This window comes from Burkholderia sp. Bp8991 (genome assembly GCF_003853795.1).
GTDB lineage: Bacteria > Pseudomonadota > Gammaproteobacteria > Burkholderiales > Burkholderiaceae > Burkholderia.
This window is the reverse complement of the sequence record NZ_QTQJ01000004.1, coordinates 166,623-186,183: the sequence shown is the minus strand read 5'-3', so window position 1 is coordinate 186,183 and position 19,561 is coordinate 166,623. Positions and strand designations below refer to the sequence as shown.

The following is a 19,561-nucleotide window of genomic DNA, read 5'->3' as shown; positions in this document are numbered from 1 at the left end:
AGGCGCTTCACCGCCGGCCGGGCCGGCATTTCAGTCGATACCAACCAAGGAGACGCGAAGTGATCAGGAGCAAGGTGTTGAACGCGATCGTCGGGCTGACGTTCGCCGTCGGCGCGACGGCCGGCGCGCAGGCGCAGGAATCCTACATCCCGCTGATCTCGAAGGGCTTCCAGCATCAGTTCTGGCAGGCCGTGAAGGCGGGCGCGATGCAGGCCGCGAAGGACTACAAGGTGAAGGTGACGTTCGAAGGCCCCGAAACCGAGGCGATGGTCGACAAGCAGATCGACATGCTGTCCGCCGCGATCGCGAAGAAGCCGGCCGCGCTCGGCTTCGCGGCGCTCGACAGCAAGGCCGCGCTGCCGCTCCTGAAGAAGGCGCAGGCCGAGAAGATTCCGGTGATCGCGTTCGACTCGGGCGTCGACAGCGACATCCCGGTGACGACCGCCGCGACCAACAACAAGGCCGCCGCCGCGCTCGCCGCCGACAAGCTCGCCGCGCTGATCGGCGACGAAGGCGAGGTGGCCGTGGTCGCGCACGACCAGACGAGCCGCACGGGCATCGACCGCCGCGACGGCTTTCTCGAACGGATGAAGTCCGCGCACCCGAAGGTGCAGGTCGTGACCGTGCAGTATGGCGAGGGCGATCAGCTGAAGTCCACCGAAGTGACGAAGTCGATCCTGCAGGCGTATCCGAAGCTCAAGGGCTTGTTCGGCACCAACGAAGGCTCGGCGATCGGCGTGGTGAACGGCGTGCGCGAGATGAAGCGCAAGGTCGTGATCATCGGCTACGATTCGGGCAAGCAGCAGAAGGACGCGATCCGCAGCGGGCTGATGGCCGGCGCGATCACGCAGAACCCGGTCGGGATCGGCTACAAGACGGTCGAGGCGGCCGTGAAGTCGGTCAAGGGCGAGAAGCTGCCGAAGGTCATCGATACCGGTTTCTACTGGTACGACAAGACCAATATCGACGACCCGAAAATCACGGCGGTGCTGTACGACTGAGCGCGACGTGACGCGGCGGGCAACTGTGAATCACGAGGACACCATGGGCGCAGTGCGTATCGATTCCCACCAGCACTTCTGGCGTTACCGCGCGGCCGACTATCCGTGGATCGGTCCCGGCATGGGCGTGCTCGCCCGCGACTACCTGCCCGACGCGCTGTGGCCGCAGATGCATGCACAGGCGCTCGGCGCGTCGATCGCGGTGCAGGCGCGCGCCGGGCGCGACGAGACGGCGTTCCTGCTCGATCTCGCCCGCGACGACGCGCACATCGCGGCGGTGGTCGGCTGGGAGGATCTCGGTGCGCCGGAACTCGCCGAGCGCATCGCCGAATGGCGCAGCCCGAAGCTGCGCGGCTTTCGTCACCAGGTGCAGGACGAAGCCGACGTCGGCGCGTTCGTCGCGGATCCCGCGTTCAATCGCGGTGTCGCGTGGCTGCAGGCGAACGGCTATGTGTACGACGTGCTCGTGTTCGAGCGCCAGTTGCCCGACGTGCGCGCGTTCTGCGCGCGGCACGATGCGCACTGGCTCGTGCTCGATCATGCCGGCAAGCCGCCGCTCGCCGAATTCCACCGCGATGGCGCTGCGCTTGCCCGCTGGCGTGCCGGGTTGCGCGAGCTGGGCGCGCTGCCGCACGTCGTGTGCAAGCTGTCGGGGCTCGTGACCGAGACGGACTGGCGGCGCGGCCTGCGCGGGCAGGACATCCGGCACATCGAGCAATGCCTCGACGCGGCGCTCGACGCGTTCGGCCCGCAGCGGCTGATGTTCGGGTCGGACTGGCCCGTATGCCTGCTTGCGGCGTCGTATGACGAAGTGGCGTCGCTGGTCGAGCGCTGGGCCGAAGCGCGGTTGTCGGCGGCCGAGCGCAACGCGCTGTGGGGCGGCACGGCCGCGCGTTGCTATGCGCTGCCCGGCGATTCGAAGCCCCGCATATAAAATAGGCGCGAACGGCCCGACGCGCGCGCTCCATTCGTCAGACCGTCCGCAATGCAATCGCTTACCTGTATCAACGTATGTCCATCCAGCCGATTCAGAACCGCCGCCTCTACCAGCAGATCGCCGACAAGCTCAGCACGATGATCGAGTCCGGCGACTTCCCGCCGGGCAGCTATTTGCCGCCCGAGCGCGAACTGGCCGAGCAGTTCGGCGTGTCGCGCACGTCGGTGCGCGAGGCGCTGATCGCGCTCGAAGTCAGCGGGCTCGTCAGCGTGCGCGTCGGCGACGGCGTGAAGGTGCGCCAAACCGAGGCGGCGGCCGCGCCGGAGCCGCGGCCCGATACGAAGGTTGCGCCGTTCCCGGTCGTCGAGATCGATCCCGAGCTCGGCATCGCGCTCGACCTCGATACCGAAATCCCGCCGTTCGCGTTGCTGCAGGCGCGCCGGCTGATCGAGCCGGAAGCCGCGTCGCTCGCCGCGAAGCACGGCTCGGACGCGCAGATCGAAGGGATTCACGCGGCGTTCCTGCGCAACCAGGAAGACAACCGCAGCGGCTCGCTCACGCATCCGGGCGACCGGTTGTTCCATATCCGTATCGCGGAAGCGAGCGACAACCCCGCGTATGCGCTGATGATCAAGCAGCTGCTCGCGCACAAGTACGACCTGATGTTCCAGCGGCTGCAGTCGCTGTACATGCCCAACGACATGCCGCACCGCTCGGAGCTCGAACACCGCGCGATCCTCGACGCGATCCGTGCGCGCGACCCGGAGGCCGCGCGCCGTGCGATGGCGGAGCATCTCGACGAGGTGATCCGGATCTTCGGCCGCGCGCTCGACTGAGCGCGGGCGAGCGCAATCAGAAGCGGTCGGCGCGGTAGGGCGTCGGGTCGGTAAACGGCGCTTCGCCGGTCATCATCTCGGCCAGCAGGCGGCCGGAGACGGGGCCGAGCGTGAGCCCGTGATGGTTGTGTCCGAACGAGAACCACAGCCCGCGATGCGCGGGCGCGGGGCCGATCACCGGCCGCATGTCGGGCGTGCACGGCCGGAAGCCGAGCCACGGCTGCGGGTCGAGCCGTTCGCCGAAGCCGAACACCGGGCGCGCGACGCGTTCCGCGCGCTCGAGTTGTACGCCGGTCGGCGGCAGGCCGCGCCGGGCGATCTCGACGCCGGTGGTCAGCCGCAAGCCGCGCCGCATCGGCGCGATCACGTAGCCGTATTCGCGATCGACGATCGGCGCCGACGGCGCGCCGCGTTCGGACGGCGCGTAGTGCATGTGATAGCCGCGCTTCTCGCGCAGCGGAATCTTGTAGCCGAACTTGCCGAACACCGTGTCGGACCACGGGCCGAGCGCGACGACCACGGCCGGCGCGGCGATCTTGCCGTCGTCCGTCGTGACCTGCCAGCCGGGCGACAGCGCGTCGAGGCTCGCCGCGTCGCCGGTGAGCAGCGTGCCGCCGCCTTGCACGAAGAGTTGCGCGTAGGTTTTGACGAGCGCGGACGGATCGACGACGCTTTTCGGATCGAGCCAGTGCAGCGCGCCGCAGAAGCCGGGCGCGAGGCTCGGTTCCTGCGCGCGCAGTGTCGCGGCATCGAGCGGCGTGATGCCGAGCCCGTGGCGGCGCGCGGTGAGTCCCGCATCGGTGACGGCGCGTTCGAACGCGGCCGGCGTGCGGAACGCTTCCATCCAGCCGCTCGCGCGGATCAGCTCGGTGGCGCCGGCGCGTGCGATCAGCGCGTCGTGCTCGACGATGCAGCGCTCGATCAGCGGCAGCATGTCGCGCGAGGCCGCCGCGTGACGCAGCGGCGCCGATTCCCACCAGAACCTCGCGAGCCACGGCGCGAACGCGGGCAGCGACGTGCTGTGCCAGTAGAGATCGGTGGAGCGGTTCAGCGCGTAGCGCATCAGCGTGAACGGGCTGCGCGGGAACGGATACGGCTCGACCGACGAGCGCTCGATCAGCCCCGCGTTGCCGAAGCTCGTGCCTTCGCCGGGCGCGCCGCGGTCGACGAGGGCGACCTTGCGGCCGCGATCCTGCAGGTGCAGCGCGGCGGAGACGCCGACGATGCCCGCGCCCAGAACGATTACGTCGAAGTCCATGAGGGAAGGCGAAATAGACGGTTAGCGATCAACACTCGAAGTCGGCGACGGCGCTTCGGTCGGGTGCTCGGAATTGCAATCGAATGATCAGCTAGGATACTCGCGAACGCGACGATGCGCGAATCGGGCGCTTGGCCGTGAGGTTGTCGCAACAACCATTCCGGTTGTACGCTAGGCGGCCGGCCGTACGCAGCCGGATACGAAGGCGTCGCGCAAATTGCATTTCTCACTTCCGGAGCGATTCGAGTACCTGGAGAGCGGGCGACTTCGTCGAATTTGCCAACTGGTCACGAGAGCGCTCCATGCCCGAAAACAATATTTCCGAGGCCCGACAACCTGCCGCAATTCCGTGGCATCGATCGCCGCTCGTTCGCAGCGCAGCCGTTTTGGCGGGACTGTTCGTCATCCTGCAGCTCCTCAGGTTTCAGCTGGTGATCAGACTTGTGGTCGGTGCGATTTCGGCAACGATGCTGTATGGGATCTTGCGTGAATGGATCCCCATGCTGCGGCCATTTCGAACATGGCTGATCCGCCGCACGGTCAGAGTCATGCGGAAACTGCGCCCGATCGCGAAACTTCCTCCGGATGTCACCGTGGCCTATGGTCTGGTCGCAATGATGTTGCTGCTTTCCGGAATCCTGTGGATTGGGCTGGATATGCCGCGGATCGGCCGTTTCTCCATACCCGTGTTTCTTCTCCTTGCGTACGCGGCTGCTCGACACATCTACCATGTGTTGAGCCTGGTCGCGCGCTGGACGTGGAGCAAGGTATTGGGAAAGGGCGCCTATCTGGCGGTGGCGTCGATCGCGCTTTGGCTCGCGCACTCGGACGCGGAGCGACTGGTCCTGACGCTGACGCATGAAACCGCCGACCACTTTTCCAGCTTCACCGGCCTGTCGGCTTCCGTATTTTTCGCGCTGCGTCTGGTTCAGGCAGCGGGACTTATGCTCGTTGCGTTCTTCGTATTTCAGTTGGTTTTCCTGGTCGGCAGCATGATCATTCAGCATGCTGCAAATCAAGTCAGGATATTCAGCACGCACGGAGCTGAACGGATGACCGTGACCTGGAGAAGGCTCAGGTTCGGGCTAAAAAAAACGGAGCCTGACGGCCGGAAGCGGCTTCGCCAGGTGATTGCCATGCTGGCGCCGTGTGGCATGGTGTTCTGGGCAATAGCGTTGCTGATGGGGCCCACCTATCTCATAGGCAGTATCGAGACTCGGACGCTGTTTTCTCACGTGCTGGTACGGACGACGTATTCGGCGGCAAGCGCGTGCCGTGGGGACAGTCGTGCGGGGTTGTTCGCACGCATCGGTGACGACAGTGTGTCGGAGGCCGTGAAGGACGGGTACGGGTATGTATTCCGGACCGTGTCGTGTAAAGCGAAGTAGGTACCGTTTTCCGCGGGCGCATGAACCCTTGTCGTGTCGCGCATCGTATGACGGATCCGTTTCGTCAGGCGCGGAATCGTGCAGCAACTTTTACTGGCTGTGCATCGATGCGTATTGGAAACCGGCCCGGTGCGCCTCTGCGAAACTGCATGTGCTTGATGCGCACGGTCGTCCTATCCGCTGATCAATCTGCAGAAGCCGAATTCAGATCGGCGTTGCGCTTCGCTTTCACCGCCATCACCAGGCTCAACGCTGATTCAACATACTTTCCGATGGTTATTTGGCGGGAGTATCCCACTGGTTCGGGTTGCGAATTTTTACCTAAGATGGAAGCAATCATGTGCGTGACACGGTACCTGCGCGCGCACACGGCAGGCAGGAGGCAGGGCCGGGAACGACTGCAACCGATGTTTCCATCATGGATGCGAGTGTGTGCGCGACGGCCGCGAAGCATGCGGCCGCATCGACGCCAGCGGGCGCGGCGGCAATCGCCGCGCGGACGGCGTCCGGCCGGTCGGGCCGAGTCGCGTCGTTGCGTCACGCATTCATCGCAATCGTTTGCGTTCTGAGCGTTGTCCCTTCAGTCCTCGCCGGATCGCTTGCCGACAGGGACGACCCGCTCGACACGATGCACGTCGCAGCCACCGCGACGCCCGCCGGCCCGACGGGCCCCGCCTTTTCGTCACACGACTCCAACGTACGCCAGGTCGTGCTCGGCATCGTCAGTTTCACGCGCTGGCCGACGACGCCCGTGCGCCTGCATCTGTGCGTGACGGGCAGGCCCGACTACGCGGGCGACCTCACCGACACGATGCAGGCCGGCTCGACCGTGCTCGACGTGCAGCGCGTCCGCTTCGACGATCCCTCGCTCGGCATCGCCTGCGACGTCGTGTATCTCGGCGCGCTCGGCAACGACGAGCGAATGCGGGTGAGAACCGCGCTCGTCGGCCATCCGGTGCTGACCATCGCCGAACACGATCCGTCGTGCACCGCGGGCAGCATGTTCTGTCTGACGGTCGAAGGCGAGCACGTGACGTTCGACATCAATCTCGACGCCGTCGCGCGCAGTGGCGTGCGCGTGCATCCGAACGTGCTCAACCTCGCGCGGCGGACGCTGACGCCATGACACGTTCAGCGCCCCCCATCGCGTCCTCACGCGTGCCGCGCCCGACGCTGCAAAGCGTGTTGCGCCGCGCGCACCTGCGCCTGGCGTTCGTCGCGGTGACGATGGCCGCCGTGTCGCTGATCGTCGTCGCCGTGATCGCGTTGCGTGCGTATGCCGGCAACAACCTCAACCTGCTGGCCCGCTCGCTCGGTTACACGGTCGAGGCGGCGCTCGTGTTCGGCGACCGTGCCGCGGCGAGCGAAGCGATCGCGACGATCGCCAGCGATGAGGACGTCGCGCAGGTGGTCGTCACGGACAACAAGGGGCAGTTGTTCGCGACCTGGAAGCTGCCTGCCGGCGGCCGGATCGCCGGGCTCGAGCGCGGCGTCGCCGCTCTCGCGTTGCCGGGGGCCGTGACCGTTCCGGTGATGCACGACGGCATCGTCGTCGGTCAGGTGATCGTGCGTGGCCGCGGGCATCAGTTCTTCGGATTCCTGCTCGGCGGCATCGGCGGCATTCTCGGCTGTCTCGTCGTCAGCGTGTTCGGCGCTTACATCAGCTCGAAGCGTCTGCTGCGCAATATCGTCGCGCCGCTGCGCGCGCTTGCCGCCGTCGCGCACGCCGTGCGGCGCGAGCGTGCATTCGCGCGTCGTGTCGAGCCGGTGGCGATCGCCGAACTGAACCAGCTCGGCGACGACTTCAATGCGCTGCTCGATGAACTCGAGGAATGGCAGAACACGCTGCGCGACGAGAACGCGTCGCTCGAATACAAGGCGACGCACGATGCGCTCACGGGTTTGCCCAACCGCGTGCAGTTCGAGTCGCGTCTGTCGCTGGCACTCTGCGACGCCGTGTTGACGGGGCAGCGGGTCGCCATCCTGTATCTCGACTGCGACCGCTTCAAGGAAATCAACGACTGCCTTGGCCACGATGCCGGCGATGCGGTGCTGGTCGGCGTCGCGGCACGGTTGCGCGCGCAGGTGCGCGAAACCGATCTCGTTGCTCGCCTGGGCGGCGATGAATTCGCGGTGATGCTGACGGGTGTGCGCGACACGGACAGCGTGTGCCTGATCGCCGACCAGATTTTGTCCGGCATGGTGTCGTCGATCGAGTTGCCCGACGGACGCATGGTGGCCACCATGATGAGTGCCGGCGTTGCGCTGTATCCCGACCATGCGTCCGACGCGAGCGGCTTGCTGCGCGCGGCGGATGCCGCGATGTACCGCGCCAAGCGTGCGCGGCCGGGGTCGTGGCAGTTGTCGGAAGGCGTAGCCGGGCCGGTTTGACGTCGATCGTTTCGCGCTGCGGGCGAGGCCGCGGCGGCGGGATAAGAAGCGCACGCGATGCGGGCGCATGCGAAGGAAGGGGACTGTGATGAAAAACGCGTTATCTGTGAGCATGGGGAGGATGTGCGTCGCGAGCGCGGTGCTGCTGTGCCTGCTGCTCGGCGGGTGCAAGACGCCGCCGCTTCATCGTGGGCTCACGCAGACGCAGGTCACGGCGCTGAAGTCGGCCGGGTTTCAGGAGACCGAGCAGGGGTTCGAGTTCGGGTCGACGGGGCCGATTTTGTTTGACTTTGATCGGTACAACCTCAAGCCGGTCGTCAGGCGGATCGTCGAGCGGATCGGGAGGACGTTGAGGTCGGCCGGGATCAACGGTGTGCGGGTTTATGGGTACTCGGACGAGGAAGGGGAGACGGCTTACGATCTCGAGTTGTCCCGGCGGCGGGCGGAGGTGGTGGCGATCGAGCTGGTGGATGTGGGGCTGGACGGCAAGCAGATCGCGGTGGTCGGGAAGGGGAAGAGCGATCCGGTGGGGGATAACCGGACACCCGCCGGGCGGGCGCAGAACCGGAGGGCGGCGATTGTGGTGTCGCCGCGGTGAGGGGAGCGCATGCGTTGGGCTGTAACAGTTTGCCACCATTGCCATGCAGAAGCCCGAACGTCCATTCGCGAGCGGCGAACCTTGATGATCACGGCAACCGGGCCGGATCTGCGGCACGAAACGGACACGCGTGACTGGAAGTTTCCCGGAAAATCTGAAACGAAGTTTTCAACTGCCTGAATAAAATCGTTCCGCCTTTTTTGAACGCTGCATGGCCAAGTGGCGAGTGCAGCGGCTACCGGAACGTGTATGGCCCTCGAACCCAACGACCTGCTTCGGCATTTCGAACGTGAGCTTGCGCTGCTGCGCCGTTCGATGCAGACGTTCGCGCAGCGCTTTCCCAGGATCGCCGCGCGCCTTGCGATCACTGGCGAGCATTCGGACGACCCGCACGTCGAACGCTTGTTGCAGTCGTTCGCGTTGCTAGCGGCGTCTCACGACATCCGTCTCGAGGATGACGTGCCTGCGTTTTCACACAGCCTTCTCGAATCGCTGCACGGCACGTTCCTGCGCCCGTTTCCTTCCTGCGCGATCGCGCAATTTCGTGGCGGCCAGACCGACAAGCAGACCGCACCTCGCGTCATCCCCCGCGGTGACCGATTGATCGCGCCGGCCGGCCGCGAAGTATTTCGGATGACAGATGACGTCACGATCGTGCCGTTGACCGTCGCGGCCGTGCGTTACACGACGTCGGCGATCGCACCGCGAGACGCGGCGTTGCCCGCCGAAACGTCCGGCTTCCTGAGCATCACGTTCGAGCTGACTGCATCGGAAGCCACGTTTGCGATCGTGCCCGACAGGCTGCGCCTGCACTTCACCGGTGCGCGCGAGGTTGTCGCTGCACTCGCGGACGCCGCGCTGCTGCTTGCCGTACGAAGTTTCGCCGAAGTGGGCGAGTCCGGTCGCTGGAAGCGCCTGCCGGGCGTGGCGGTCACGGCCGTCGGCGTCGAGCCGGCCGATGCACTGCTCGCCCCGCCGCCCGACGACACCCTCGGGCCGTTTCACCTGCTGATGACGTACTGCGCCGCTCCGGAGCGTTTCGACTTTGTCGACGTCGACATGAGGCCGCTCAAGCGTGCCGCCGGCGACAGTCGTCGCGTCGTGCTGCACCTCGCGATCGCCGGCGTGCATCGGGACTCGCATCGCGCCCAGCGTCTGGCCGCCGCGACGGCGGACCATGTGCGCTTGTTCTGTACGCCCGTGATCAACCTGTTCCCGGACGATGCTGCGCCGATCGAGACGCGTGCCGGTTGCGCGTATTACCCGGTGAAGGCGCTGGCTCAGGCCGGTGCGCCGCGCACGGACATCTGGTCGATCGACGCCGTGCGTGAGATTTCCGACGCGGGGACATCGGCTCTGGCGCCATTCCATTCCCTGCGGCACGGCATCGACAGCCGTCCCGGGTTGTTCTGGACTGTATTGCGCGACGAGGCGAGGCGGACACCGAAGCGGAAGCCAGTCGACTCCGACGCCAAACAGGCGGACAAAGCGCCGACACCGACGCCTACCCCGGACGAGACGCCAGAGCCGCTCCACGGCGTCGAACTCCAGCTCACCGACCGGGACGGCCAACCTGCCGATCCGGGCAAGCGCAATCTGGCGATCCGGCTTTCCTGTACCCAGGGCGACCTGTCCGGGATGCAGGCGTGCGAACTGACGCCGGCGGAAGGCGACCCGGTGGGAACGATCATGTTGCTGAACCGGCCGACCCGGTGCCGGGCGCGGGCTTTCCGCCACGGGGAGCTGTGGGATCTGCTGTCGCTTCTCGTGCCCCAGGCGATCCGGCTGGACAAAGGCGGCCCGGCTCAGCTCAGGCGGCTTTGCGCACGCTGGGCGGAGGATTCGGTCGATGCCGGCCGGCGCTTCGATGCGCTCGTCTCGTTGTCGACCGCGCGCGTGCGGTGCTGGCTGCCCGGCAAGCCGGCCTCGGCGTTCGTGCAAGGGCTGGAAGTGCGGCTGGTCGTGGACGAGCAGCGCTTCGCCGGGTTCAGCCTGGGCGGGTTCGCGCACGTGATGGACCGGTTTTTCGCGCCGTACGTTCCGGTTACCGGCTTCGTGCAGATCGTGCTGTTTTCAGCCCATACCGGTGCGGTGCTTCGGCGTGGGCAACCTTGTCCCGGCACCCAGCCTTTGATCTAGTTCCCGATTATTGGGGCGATAACGAAAACGTTTGCGAAGGCGTCTTTCGCGCCCCCGGGTTTTGACCTACATTATCGAGGCTTCGGCCCGGCGAACCGGCCGACAGAACCTGAGAACACAAGCAAGGAACAAGAATGAGTTTCGCTCCGAACGGGGGTATTCCCAACGGTTTGGGCGGCAGTGCGCTCGGCTCCCTGAGCGCGCTCGGCGGCCTCGCAGGTCCGATCGCATCGAGTGTTGCCGGAAGCGTCGGCCCGCTCGCCGGCCTGGCCGGGCACGTCGACACCGTCCAGCGTGCGATGCAGCTCGCGCAAACCGGTTTCTCGCTGATGGACAAGACGCCCGGCTCGATTGCCGAGGCGATCAACGGCGCCGCCAACCCCGCGCGCCTGACCCAGCTCAATCGCTACGTGACGCTCGATACGCCGCTCGGCCCGGACGTGCTGCTGGTTAGCGCGGCCGTCGTCGACGAGTACGTGAACCGCTTGCCGGAGATTCACCTCGACCTGCTGTCGCATCGCCACGACCTTCGCCCGGACGACCTGATCGGCCAGCAGGTCAAGATCCGCTTCGACCAGCAGGCGCGCCTGTCGACGCTCGAGCGCTTCGTCGCAACCGGCACCGGCGATACCGACCGCTACTTCGACGGCTACGTCGCATCGTTCGACCGCGCCGGCAATCCCGGGAACGTCACGCAGTATCACCTGACGGCCGTGCCGTGGTTCTGGTTCCTGACGCGCTCCACCGACTGCCGGATCTTCCAGAACAAGACCGCGCAGGACATCCTCACCGAGATTTTCCAGGAGCACGGGTTTTCCGATTTCGTGTTCGATATCCGGACGAGCCAGAAGCCGCTCGAGTACGTCGTGATGTATCAGGAGACTTACTACAACTTTTGCGCGCGGCTGATGGAACAGGAAGGGCTGGTCTGGACGCACCGCTACGAGAAGGACAAGCATTTCCTCGTGATCGGCGACACGAACCTGCTGTTCCGTCCGATCGACGGGCTGGCCACCGTGCCGTTCGCCGCGACCGAGGCGAGTGAGGACAGCGGTATCGACCAGTTGCACGAGGGCCGGCGCTTCGGGGTCGGCAAGGTCACGTTTCGCGACTTCAATTACCAGAATCCGTCGTCGCCGCTGATGCTGGTCGAGGCCGAGCCGCAGAACCTCAAGCATGCGCGCCTCGACGCGACCGAGCGGTTCGAGCACCAGTCGCTGTACGACCATGGCGACGACGGCAACCGCTATGCGCGTTTCGCGATGGAGGCCGAAGAGGCGCAGGCCCATCGCTATACCGGCGGCGGCTATGCGTGGCGCATGACGACGGCCGGCGCCGTCACGGTGGCGAATCATCCCGTCCTCGAGAACAACCAGGAATACGTGATCCTGCACGTGCGTCATGAAGCGGTGAACGATTACACGCAGCACAGCGCGAAGCTGCCGTATCGCAATTCGTTCGCGCTGCTGCCGAAGAAGATTCCGTACCGTGCGCCGCGCGCGACGCCGAAGCCGGTGATTCACGGCACGCAGTCGGCGATCGTCGTCGGGCCGAAGGGCGAGGAGATCTATACCAACGGCAGCGCCGTGAAAGTGCACTTTCCGTGGGACCGGCGCGGCAAGAAGGACGGCTCCGATTCGATGTGGGTGCGCGTGTCGCAACCGTGGGCCGGCGACGGCTGGGGCGCGGCCGCGATTCCGCGGATCAAGCAGGAAGTGCTGGTCGCGTTCAACCAGGGCGATCCCGACAACCCGGTGATCGTCGGGCGCGTGTTCAACGGCGAGCAAGGTAATCCGTACCACGGCGCGGCTGGCCAGACGATGGGGATCAAGAGCCAGACGCACAAGGGGCAGGGGTCGAACGAAATCCGCATGACCGATACGAACGGCATGCAGGAGTTCTTCATGCACGCGCAGAAGGACATGAACACCGTCGTCGAGAACAACGAGACGCACAAGGTGCTGGGCCCGATGCGTACCGTGCTGGTGGCGACGGGTAGCGAAGAGAAGCAGATTCCGCAGGGCAACCTGACCGAGACGATCGCCGAGAAGCGCAGCACGACCGCGACCACCGTCGAGGTGACGACGCCGGCCAAGGACGGCGGCGGCGGCACGCAGATGTACGTGGCCGAGCGCGGCATCCTGCTGAAGGTGCAGGACAGCTCGATCTCGCTCGCGCCGGAAGGCATCCGCCTCGAACACAAGGGTTCCGTGATCCTGATGACCGACGACGGCGTGATGGTCAACGGCAAGCGCATCGATCTCAACAAATAACTCGAACGACACCAGCCATGCACTACGCAATCCACGAAGGCACCTTCGAACTGCCGGACGCGGCGCTCGACCGCACCGTCAACATCCTGATGATGAACGTCGGCCCCGGCGGCCTCAACCTCGTGATCGCCCGCGGGCGGTTTCGCGACGGCGAGAATCTCGACGCATTCGTCGCGCGCGAATGGGAAGTGGCGTCGCGCGATGCGCGGATGCTCACCGAGAAGGCGCGCCGGCCGATCGTGGTCGGCGGGCGCGCGGGCATCCAGATCGATTCCACGCACGAACGGGACGGCCGGCTCTGGCATCAGATGCAGACCATGTTCCCGTCGGACGACGCCGGCCGCGTGCTCGTGATGACGCTGACCAGCGCGGCGCCGCTGACCGACGAACAGCAGGCGATCGCCGACCGGATGCTCGCCAGTTTCCAGCCGCGCGCGGCTCGGCCGACCCTGCTCGGGCCGGGTGACGCGTCGTGAGCGCGGAACACTTCGCCGCCGCCCGCTTCGAAGACCCGATCCAGCACACGTCGTTCTGGGGCGAACTTGCCGGCACGGTCGGATCGGTCATCGGCGGTGCCGTCGTCGGCGCGTTGGTGGCCGAGGCGATGGAGGGGCTGGTGTTCGTCGGCCTCGCCGCGCTCGAAATCGGCACGGCCGGGTTGGCGACGCCGCTCGTGATTGCGATCGGCGTGGGCGTTGCGGTGGGATCCGGCGCGCTGATGGAAGCGAGCGGCATGAACGAAGCCATCGACGATGGCGCGAAGGCGCTGGCCGATTCGATCGCGCCGCCCGAGATCAAGGGCAAGATCGCGAGCGGCTCCGGCAACGTTTACGTCAACGACAAGCCGGCGGCGCGGGCCGCGCAGCCGGGGGATCTCGACACCGTCGCGTGCACGGATCATCCCGGGCCGCAGATGATTGCCGATGGGTCGGGGAGCGTTTATATCAACGATCAGCCGGCCGCGCGCGTCGGCGACAAGACGACTTGCGACGGGACGATCGCCGAAGGCTCCGATAACGTTTTCATCGGCGGCGGCACGCAGCGCGTGCGGGACGTCAAGTCGGCGACGCGGCTCGGCTGGCTCGGCGCCGCGCTGGGGATTGCGCTGGCGGTCTGCGGCCGCGGCAAGATGAGCTGGGGACAATTCCTGAAGAGCAAGGTGCCGTGTATCGCGATGAATTTCGCGGCGAGCGCTTTCGGGACGTGGCTCGGCAGCCTGGCGAGACCGTCGGCCGGCCACCCGGTGAACGTCATCACCGGCGGCAAGGTTCTCGACGGCACGGACGACACCGACTTCGCATTGCCCGGGCCGCTGCCGATCGTGTGGCGGCGTTTTTACAGCAGCCATGACGATCGTGCGGACAGCCTGTTCGGCACAGGCTGGAGCGTGCCGATCAGCGTCGAGCTGCGGATTGCGCGCGAGCACGGCGAGGTCACGTCGATCACGTATTGGGACGAGCAGGGGCGCGATATCGAATTTCCGGCCGTGCCGCCCGGCGAGAGTCATTTCAGCGTGCCTGAAGGCATCTACCTGATCTGTACCGCCGGCGGTCACTATGTGGTCGAAACGGTCGACGGTCTGTATCGCGATTTCGGCCGTGCGCGCGGCGATGCCGACAGCGAGACGCTCAAGCTGTGGCGTCTCGAGGATCGCAACGGCAACTGGATCGAGGTCGAGCAGGAAGCGGCCGATGACGTCGTGCGGCCCGGGCTGCTGCGTGATAGCGCCGGTCGTTTGTTGACGCTTGTCTACGATTCGTCGCACCCCCGACGCATCGCCGCGATCGAGCTGACGCGTGGTGTGGACGGCGAACATCCCGATACGCTGGTGTGTTACACGTACAACGACGCCGGCGAACTGGTGGCCGTGACCGATCGCAGCGGTCACGTCGGGCGACGGTTCGGCTACGAGCGCGGACTGATGGTGCAGCACACGTTGCGCGGCGGCTTGACGTGCTTTTATGCGTGGCAGGGAGTCGGCCGCGACGCGCGTGTCGTGCGCCACTGGACCGACGACGGCGAAGCGTACACGTTCGATGCTGATCTCGTTCGGCGTTCGGTGACGATCACCGACCAGATCGGGCGCGTCACGCAATGGACGTGGAACGAGGATCGGCAGCCGACGAGCCATACCGACGCCGAAGGCCATGTTTGGCGGCTCGAGTGGAACGCGATGCGGCAATTGGTCAGTACGACCGATCCGGCCGGGAATACGACGCGCTTCGAATATGACGAGCGCGGCCGGCAGACGCAGCGTATCGATGCGCTCGGCCAGGTCGAGCGGACCGAGTGGAACGGGCACTACGATCTGCCCGTCGCTGAAACCGATCCGGCCAATGCGCGCTGGATCTATCGCTACGACGATCGCGGCAACCTGACGATGACGCGCGACCCTGCGGGTTTCGCGACCGAGTATTACCGGGACGATCGCGGGCTCGTTCATACGATTCGCGATGCGCGTGGCGGGTACAAGTTCCTCGAATGGAATGGTCGGGCGCAGTTGACGTCGTATACCGATTGTTCCGGCAAGGTCACGCGGTTCGCGTATGACGCACGTGGTGCGCTCGCGCGGGTGACGGACGCGGCCGGGCAGGCCACCGTGTATGAAACGGATGCGATGGGGCGCGTCACGGGGATCGGGACGGCGGACGGTGCGCGTCAGACGTTTCGATACGATGCGGCCGGGCGGCTCGTCGAGGTCGTTGACGCGAATCAGCGTCGGACGCGGTATGAACTCGATCCGCGTGGGTTGCTGTTGTCTCGCACGGATGCGGCGGATCGCGTGGTGCGGTTCGGTTACGACGGTGCTTTCAGGCTTGCGAGCCTCACCAACGAAAATCGCGAGACATACCGTTTCCAGTATGACCGGCGCGATCTGGTTTCCGCGCAAATCGGGCTCGATGGTCACGAGCGTACCTATGAGTACGACGTGTGCGGCCAGGGCACGATTGTCCGCGATGGACAGATCGAGACGCGATACGAGCGCGACGCGATCGGACAGCTGACGGCGAAGCAAGCTCCGCATGAGCGTTGTGAATACCTGTATGACAAGGCCGGGCGAATCACATCGGCGGAGTTGTACGCGCTTGCTGCGCGTGGGCCGTCGCTGAAGAACCGGGTCAGCCTGAAATACGACGCGCGCGGTGAGGTCGTCGAGGAATACACGCCGACTGGCTGGCTCGCGCACACTTACGACGAGCTTGGCAATCGCGTCAGCACGACGATTTCCGGCGAACGAACGATCGATTGGCTGCATTACGGGTCGGGGCATGTGCATCAGATCCGGTTCGATGGTGCCACGGTGGCCGATATCGAACGGGATGACCTGCATCGCGAGATTCTGCGAACGCAGGGCAAGCTGACGAGTCATTTCGGGTATGACGCGGTGGGGCGTCGGGCGCGGCACGCTGCGCAGCGAGGTACGGTGGGCGGCGAGTTGCTTGCGAAGCAGTGGCAATACGATGCAGCAGGCGACGTGATCCAGAAGCGCGATCAGCGCTACGGCACCACGAGCTATCGGTATGACCCGACGGGGCGTATCGAGCAGGCCGTGGGGCCGGGATTGCCGTCGGAAGTGTTTCGCTGGGATGCGGCGGCCAACCTGGTGTCGAGCGATCATCCGGGCGGCTTTGTCGAGCACAACCGGCTCAAGATGTTCGAGGACAAGCGCTTCGAGTACGACTCGTATGGGCGGCTGGTTCGCAAGCGGAGCGGGCATGGGCCGGCCAAAGAGCTTGTTCTTGAATACGACGATTGGAACCAGTTGAAGTCGGTGGTGACGAAGGACCGGCTCGGCATCGCGACGACGCACTTCGAATACGACGCGTTCGGGCGGCGGATCCGGAAGCTCAACGGCAGTTACGCGAGTACGGATTTCCTGTGGGACGGCATGCGGTTGGTGCAGGAGACGTATCACGATCGTCGTGGTGAGGAAGCGCTGACGTATTTGTACGAGTCCAATAGTTACGTGCCGCTTGCTCGGATCGATCAAGGGAAGGCGGCGGCTAATGATGCGGATGGACGGGATGCCGTCTACTACTTCCACAACGACGTTTCGGGGCTGCCGGAGGAACTGACTGACGCGGATGGCGAACTGGTCTGGCAGGCACGGTACAAGGTGTGGGGCAATGCGGTGCAGGAGGAGTGGATTGCGCGGGTGCCGCAGCGACCGGTGCCGGAATGGGGTGAGCTTCAGTTAACTTCACATGCACCTGCAAGCGTGCCGCGGCCGCAAAACTTGCGCTTCCAAGGACAGTACCTGGATCGTGAAACCGGGCTGCATTACAACACCTTCCGATTCTACGATCCAGATGTTGGACGATTTATCAACCCAGATCCGCTCGGATTGGCGGGCGGGTTGAATCTGTATCGGTATGGACCGAATCCGCTGGCGTGGATTGATCCGTGGGGCCTGACCTGCCTGAGTCAATGGAGCGGAAAGCGCGGTCGTGAAAAATCGATGTATGACTTGGAGCGAAACGGCTTCAACGTGGTTGCCGAAGAGGTGACAATGAAGGTAAATGGCAAGCGTATTCGGGCCGACTTCGTTGCGACGGACAGCCACGGCAACTATCACGTCTTCGAGGCCAAGCATGGGACCGGACGCCTGACCAAAAATCAAAGCGCTTCTGGTGTATTTGACATGGCTAGTCCATCAAATACTGTCGATGGAATAGGTGGTGGAGTGATTACGCCATCAGCGGGAAAAGCCGGACAGTTCGAGATCGCGACTGGCAACAGAGATATAGGCGAAGTGCTTGGTGAGCGTGGTACTTCGTACGATGCAACATTTCACGTGTTGAAATATTGAGGTGTGTAGATGGACGTGGAACTGAAAAAGAAGTTTGAAAAAAGATTGCAAGAGGTTCTCAAAGAAAATATAAATGAGAGCGGCGTCAAGGTGTCGAGAGGTGAAATTATTGTCGACCGCGAAGGGGCGGGTAATGGGCGAATCGGATTCAGGTTTCTCAGAAATGCAAACGGGTATATTCTTTCTGCTGCTGCTGATTCTCCTCGTCTTCAGGATTTCTATGTAGGCAGTAATCCTCCATACAAGCCAAAGATTCCGACGGGGTTGGTTCTGGCGATGAATACATCTATGGAGACGGTAAAATCGTTTTCGCCGAATGTCGGTGGGGCGGTTGATTTGCCGCGGAATGAGGTGGAGATAGAGTCGACATGTCGATGGATATGTGAAAAAGTGGTGGGTATTTATTTGCCGCGGGTGATCAATGTGGTGGAGATTAATTCAGGGTTGATTAAGGATGTAATGGACAATCCGAGCTACTACTCGTACCCATTTTTGACTATCGTTTTCGCGGCGAAGAAGAATGGTGTCGGTCAAGATGGGCTGGATGTCGAGTATTTGCTGGGTAAAAAGGTGTCCGGGAATAAGTCGTTTGATCAAAATATTTTGAAATCTTATCTTTAAAAGTGATGATTTGCTCGAGGTCGCCTTGGTGTCAAAAAATTAAAGATTACGCATAATTTCCGCTTGGCTCTTGCGGAGTGTTCGATGAATTAAAATTTTCTTCGGATGTATCACGTGCGCGAACAGTGTATTTGCGAGTTGACCTTTGAGGTGGGAAGAAAGATAAATAAACTGCTCTTGCTGCAGTAGGTGTAGATGATGAACCGATCTGGCAGCCTCGGCACATTCTGGCGGGATATCAGTCAATTATGGGAAAATTGAATGTTATTGTCGAGAAAATGAAGGCGGATTGGTCTGTGGCGAGAAGGGCTGTTCATTTTGGGAAGGAATGTCATTTTTTGCTGAGATCTGATTTTTCTGATTCGGTCGCGTTTGATTCGACGATTCGGGGTATCCCGAATTCCGCGTCCGAGCTTGCGAAATTTTGGAAAATATCCGGGCGGGCAGATTTATTCAAAGATGATGAGTACGGGCAGTGGGGCGTTGAGGTATTGTCGCCTCAAGAGGCCATTGATGAAACTGCGAGGCAAAGGGAAAGAAGGGCGCGAGAGTTTCTGAATGGTGATGTTGTTTTTGCTCGCTTTTACGGGGATTCAGAATTATTGTTGATGGATCCTGCTGGTGCGGTTTACGTTGCTTTGCCTTTGGATAGCCGATGTGACTGGCCGAAGGTTGCGGATTCATTTGAAGATTTTTTGGAAAAATTGATGGATTCTCACGGAGCGAAATATTGGGAGCCACCAGAGAAAAGTCGCTAGTCTAGGAGTGGCGCGGCATGTTTGGCAATTCAAGGGGATTGCGAAGCGGCAGTCGGGGAGTGGCGCAATCGATCCGGCTGGGAACGCAACGCACTTCGAGCATGGCTCGTATGGGTCACGCGTTCGCAAGGTGAGTGAGCATGGGCCTGCCAATGAGCTGGATCTTGAATGCAACATTTGAAACCAGCTTAATACCGTCGTGACGAAGGACTATCTTGCCGACGGACAATGCACTTCGAATTTGCGGCTGAACGACGTTTTCGGCCAGGGCACGATTGTCCGTGATGGGCAGATCGAGACGCGATACGAGCGCGATGCGATCTACAGCACATTCCGGTTCTATGATCCGGATATTGGTCTGAAAGGTGCATCCAGAGTGGTACAAATAGACGTGCTGGATGATATAGCAGGAAAAATGCATAAGGATCCACATCTCGATGGTATTGGCCCTGCTCGATATGCTGAATTAGAAGATCTTAATAATCCGAGATCGAGGACCGCTTGGAGAAAAGAGGTTGATTATTCGGGCTGTAGGTGAGGATTGGAGGTGT

Annotated in this window: 16 protein-coding genes; 14 read left to right on the top strand and 2 right to left on the bottom strand. The window is 63.4% G+C overall.

Annotation, left to right across the window (positions count from 1 at the left end; translation table 11 throughout):
- The first annotated feature begins 59 nt into the window (after positions 1-59).
- The 3 genes from DIE02_RS06295 (at position 60) to DIE02_RS06285 (ending at position 2,774) form a co-directional block, all read left to right on the top strand.
- Complete coding sequence (locus tag DIE02_RS06295) at positions 60-1,001, top strand: ABC transporter substrate-binding protein (RefSeq protein WP_124485216.1); 942 nt, start codon at positions 60-62, stop codon at positions 999-1,001.
- 43 nt (positions 1,002-1,044) lie between these two features.
- The gene (locus tag DIE02_RS06290) at positions 1,045-1,935 is read left to right on the top strand and encodes an amidohydrolase (RefSeq protein ID WP_124485217.1); all 891 of its coding nucleotides are present in this window, start codon (positions 1,045-1,047) and stop codon (positions 1,933-1,935) included.
- A gap of 77 nt (positions 1,936-2,012) precedes the next feature.
- Positions 2,013-2,774, top strand: coding sequence for a FadR/GntR family transcriptional regulator (locus DIE02_RS06285; protein WP_124485218.1), 762 nt, complete (start codon positions 2,013-2,015; stop codon positions 2,772-2,774).
- Between the two features lie 16 nt (positions 2,775-2,790).
- Here the strand turns inward: DIE02_RS06285 and DIE02_RS06280 are convergent, their stop codons facing one another.
- Positions 2,791-4,032, bottom strand: coding sequence for an FAD-binding oxidoreductase (locus DIE02_RS06280; RefSeq protein ID WP_124485219.1), 1,242 nt, complete (start codon positions 4,030-4,032; stop codon positions 2,791-2,793).
- A 302-nt stretch (positions 4,033-4,334) separates the two neighbouring features.
- Here DIE02_RS06280 and DIE02_RS06275 point away from each other — a divergent pair, with 302 nt between their 5' ends.
- Positions 4,335-5,420 carry a hypothetical protein gene (locus DIE02_RS06275; RefSeq protein WP_124485220.1) on the top strand — a complete coding sequence of 362 codons (1,086 nt, stop codon included), beginning with the start codon at positions 4,335-4,337 and terminating at the stop codon, positions 5,418-5,420.
- 184 nt (positions 5,421-5,604) lie between these two features.
- On the opposite strand, the gene DIE02_RS35430 is transcribed toward DIE02_RS06275, so the two are convergent.
- Positions 5,605-5,760, bottom strand: coding sequence for a hypothetical protein (locus DIE02_RS35430; protein WP_185702600.1), 156 nt, complete (start codon positions 5,758-5,760; stop codon positions 5,605-5,607).
- 78 nt (positions 5,761-5,838) lie between these two features.
- Here DIE02_RS35430 and DIE02_RS06270 point away from each other — a divergent pair, with 78 nt between their 5' ends.
- The 10 genes from DIE02_RS06270 to DIE02_RS06225 all read left to right on the top strand — a co-directional run bounded on the left by DIE02_RS06270 (position 5,839) and on the right by DIE02_RS06225 (position 19,548).
- A complete protein-coding gene (locus DIE02_RS06270; protein ID WP_124485221.1) occupies positions 5,839-6,546 on the top strand; it encodes a YfiR family protein in 708 nt (235 codons plus the stop codon).
- Positions 6,543-7,811: a diguanylate cyclase domain-containing protein gene (locus DIE02_RS06265; RefSeq protein ID WP_124485222.1), complete on the top strand. Its 1,269-nt coding sequence runs from the start codon at positions 6,543-6,545 to the stop codon at positions 7,809-7,811. The genes DIE02_RS06270 and DIE02_RS06265 overlap by 4 nt, the downstream gene beginning before the upstream one ends.
- A gap of 88 nt (positions 7,812-7,899) precedes the next feature.
- A complete protein-coding gene (locus tag DIE02_RS06260; RefSeq protein WP_044847820.1) occupies positions 7,900-8,409 on the top strand; it encodes an OmpA family protein in 510 nt (169 codons plus the stop codon).
- Between the two features lie 249 nt (positions 8,410-8,658).
- Entirely contained in the window at positions 8,659-10,548 is a 1,890-nt protein-coding gene (gene tssF, locus DIE02_RS06255) for a type VI secretion system baseplate subunit TssF (protein ID WP_124485223.1), read from the top strand.
- Positions 10,549-10,682: 134 nt separating this feature from the next.
- Positions 10,683-12,821, top strand: coding sequence for a type VI secretion system Vgr family protein (locus DIE02_RS06250; RefSeq protein ID WP_124485224.1), 2,139 nt, complete (start codon positions 10,683-10,685; stop codon positions 12,819-12,821).
- 17 nt (positions 12,822-12,838) lie between these two features.
- Entirely contained in the window at positions 12,839-13,297 is a 459-nt protein-coding gene (locus DIE02_RS06245) for a DcrB-related protein (protein ID WP_039323783.1), read from the top strand.
- The gene (locus DIE02_RS06240) at positions 13,294-17,631 is read left to right on the top strand and encodes an RHS repeat-associated core domain-containing protein (RefSeq protein WP_260427240.1); all 4,338 of its coding nucleotides are present in this window, start codon (positions 13,294-13,296) and stop codon (positions 17,629-17,631) included. The genes DIE02_RS06245 and DIE02_RS06240 overlap by 4 nt, the downstream gene beginning before the upstream one ends.
- Before the next feature lie 9 nt (positions 17,632-17,640).
- The gene (locus DIE02_RS06235) at positions 17,641-18,252 is read left to right on the top strand and encodes a hypothetical protein (protein ID WP_124485225.1); all 612 of its coding nucleotides are present in this window, start codon (positions 17,641-17,643) and stop codon (positions 18,250-18,252) included.
- A 248-nt stretch (positions 18,253-18,500) separates the two neighbouring features.
- Complete coding sequence (locus tag DIE02_RS06230; RefSeq protein ID WP_124485226.1) at positions 18,501-19,010, top strand: SMI1/KNR4 family protein; 510 nt, start codon at positions 18,501-18,503, stop codon at positions 19,008-19,010.
- A 199-nt stretch (positions 19,011-19,209) separates the two neighbouring features.
- A complete protein-coding gene (locus DIE02_RS06225) occupies positions 19,210-19,548 on the top strand; it encodes a hypothetical protein (RefSeq protein ID WP_124485227.1) in 339 nt (112 codons plus the stop codon).
- Positions 19,549-19,561 lie beyond the last annotated feature (13 nt).

What these genes read in the sequence shown, in the direction of transcription:
- DIE02_RS06290 (WP_124485217.1), top strand. Translation starts at nt 1,045, where the DNA reads ATGGGCGCAGTGCGTATCGATTCCCACCAGCACTTCTGGCGTTACCGC.
- DIE02_RS06285 (WP_124485218.1), top strand. Translation starts at nt 2,013, where the DNA reads ATGTCCATCCAGCCGATTCAGAACCGCCGCCTCTACCAGCAGATCGCC.
- DIE02_RS06280 (WP_124485219.1), bottom strand. Translation starts at nt 4,032, where the DNA reads ATGGACTTCGACGTAATCGTTCTGGGCGCGGGCATCGTCGGCGTCTCC.
- DIE02_RS06275 (WP_124485220.1), top strand. Translation starts at nt 4,335, where the DNA reads ATGCCCGAAAACAATATTTCCGAGGCCCGACAACCTGCCGCAATTCCG.
- DIE02_RS35430 (WP_185702600.1), bottom strand. Translation starts at nt 5,760, where the DNA reads ATGATTGCTTCCATCTTAGGTAAAAATTCGCAACCCGAACCAGTGGGA.
- DIE02_RS06270 (WP_124485221.1), top strand. Translation starts at nt 5,839, where the DNA reads ATGGATGCGAGTGTGTGCGCGACGGCCGCGAAGCATGCGGCCGCATCG.
- DIE02_RS06265 (WP_124485222.1), top strand. Translation starts at nt 6,543, where the DNA reads ATGACACGTTCAGCGCCCCCCATCGCGTCCTCACGCGTGCCGCGCCCG.
- DIE02_RS06260 (WP_044847820.1), top strand. Translation starts at nt 7,900, where the DNA reads ATGAAAAACGCGTTATCTGTGAGCATGGGGAGGATGTGCGTCGCGAGC.
- tssF (WP_124485223.1), top strand. Translation starts at nt 8,659, where the DNA reads ATGGCCCTCGAACCCAACGACCTGCTTCGGCATTTCGAACGTGAGCTT.
- DIE02_RS06250 (WP_124485224.1), top strand. Translation starts at nt 10,683, where the DNA reads ATGAGTTTCGCTCCGAACGGGGGTATTCCCAACGGTTTGGGCGGCAGT.
- DIE02_RS06245 (WP_039323783.1), top strand. Translation starts at nt 12,839, where the DNA reads ATGCACTACGCAATCCACGAAGGCACCTTCGAACTGCCGGACGCGGCG.
- DIE02_RS06235 (WP_124485225.1), top strand. Translation starts at nt 17,641, where the DNA reads ATGGACGTGGAACTGAAAAAGAAGTTTGAAAAAAGATTGCAAGAGGTT.
- DIE02_RS06230 (WP_124485226.1), top strand. Translation starts at nt 18,501, where the DNA reads ATGGGAAAATTGAATGTTATTGTCGAGAAAATGAAGGCGGATTGGTCT.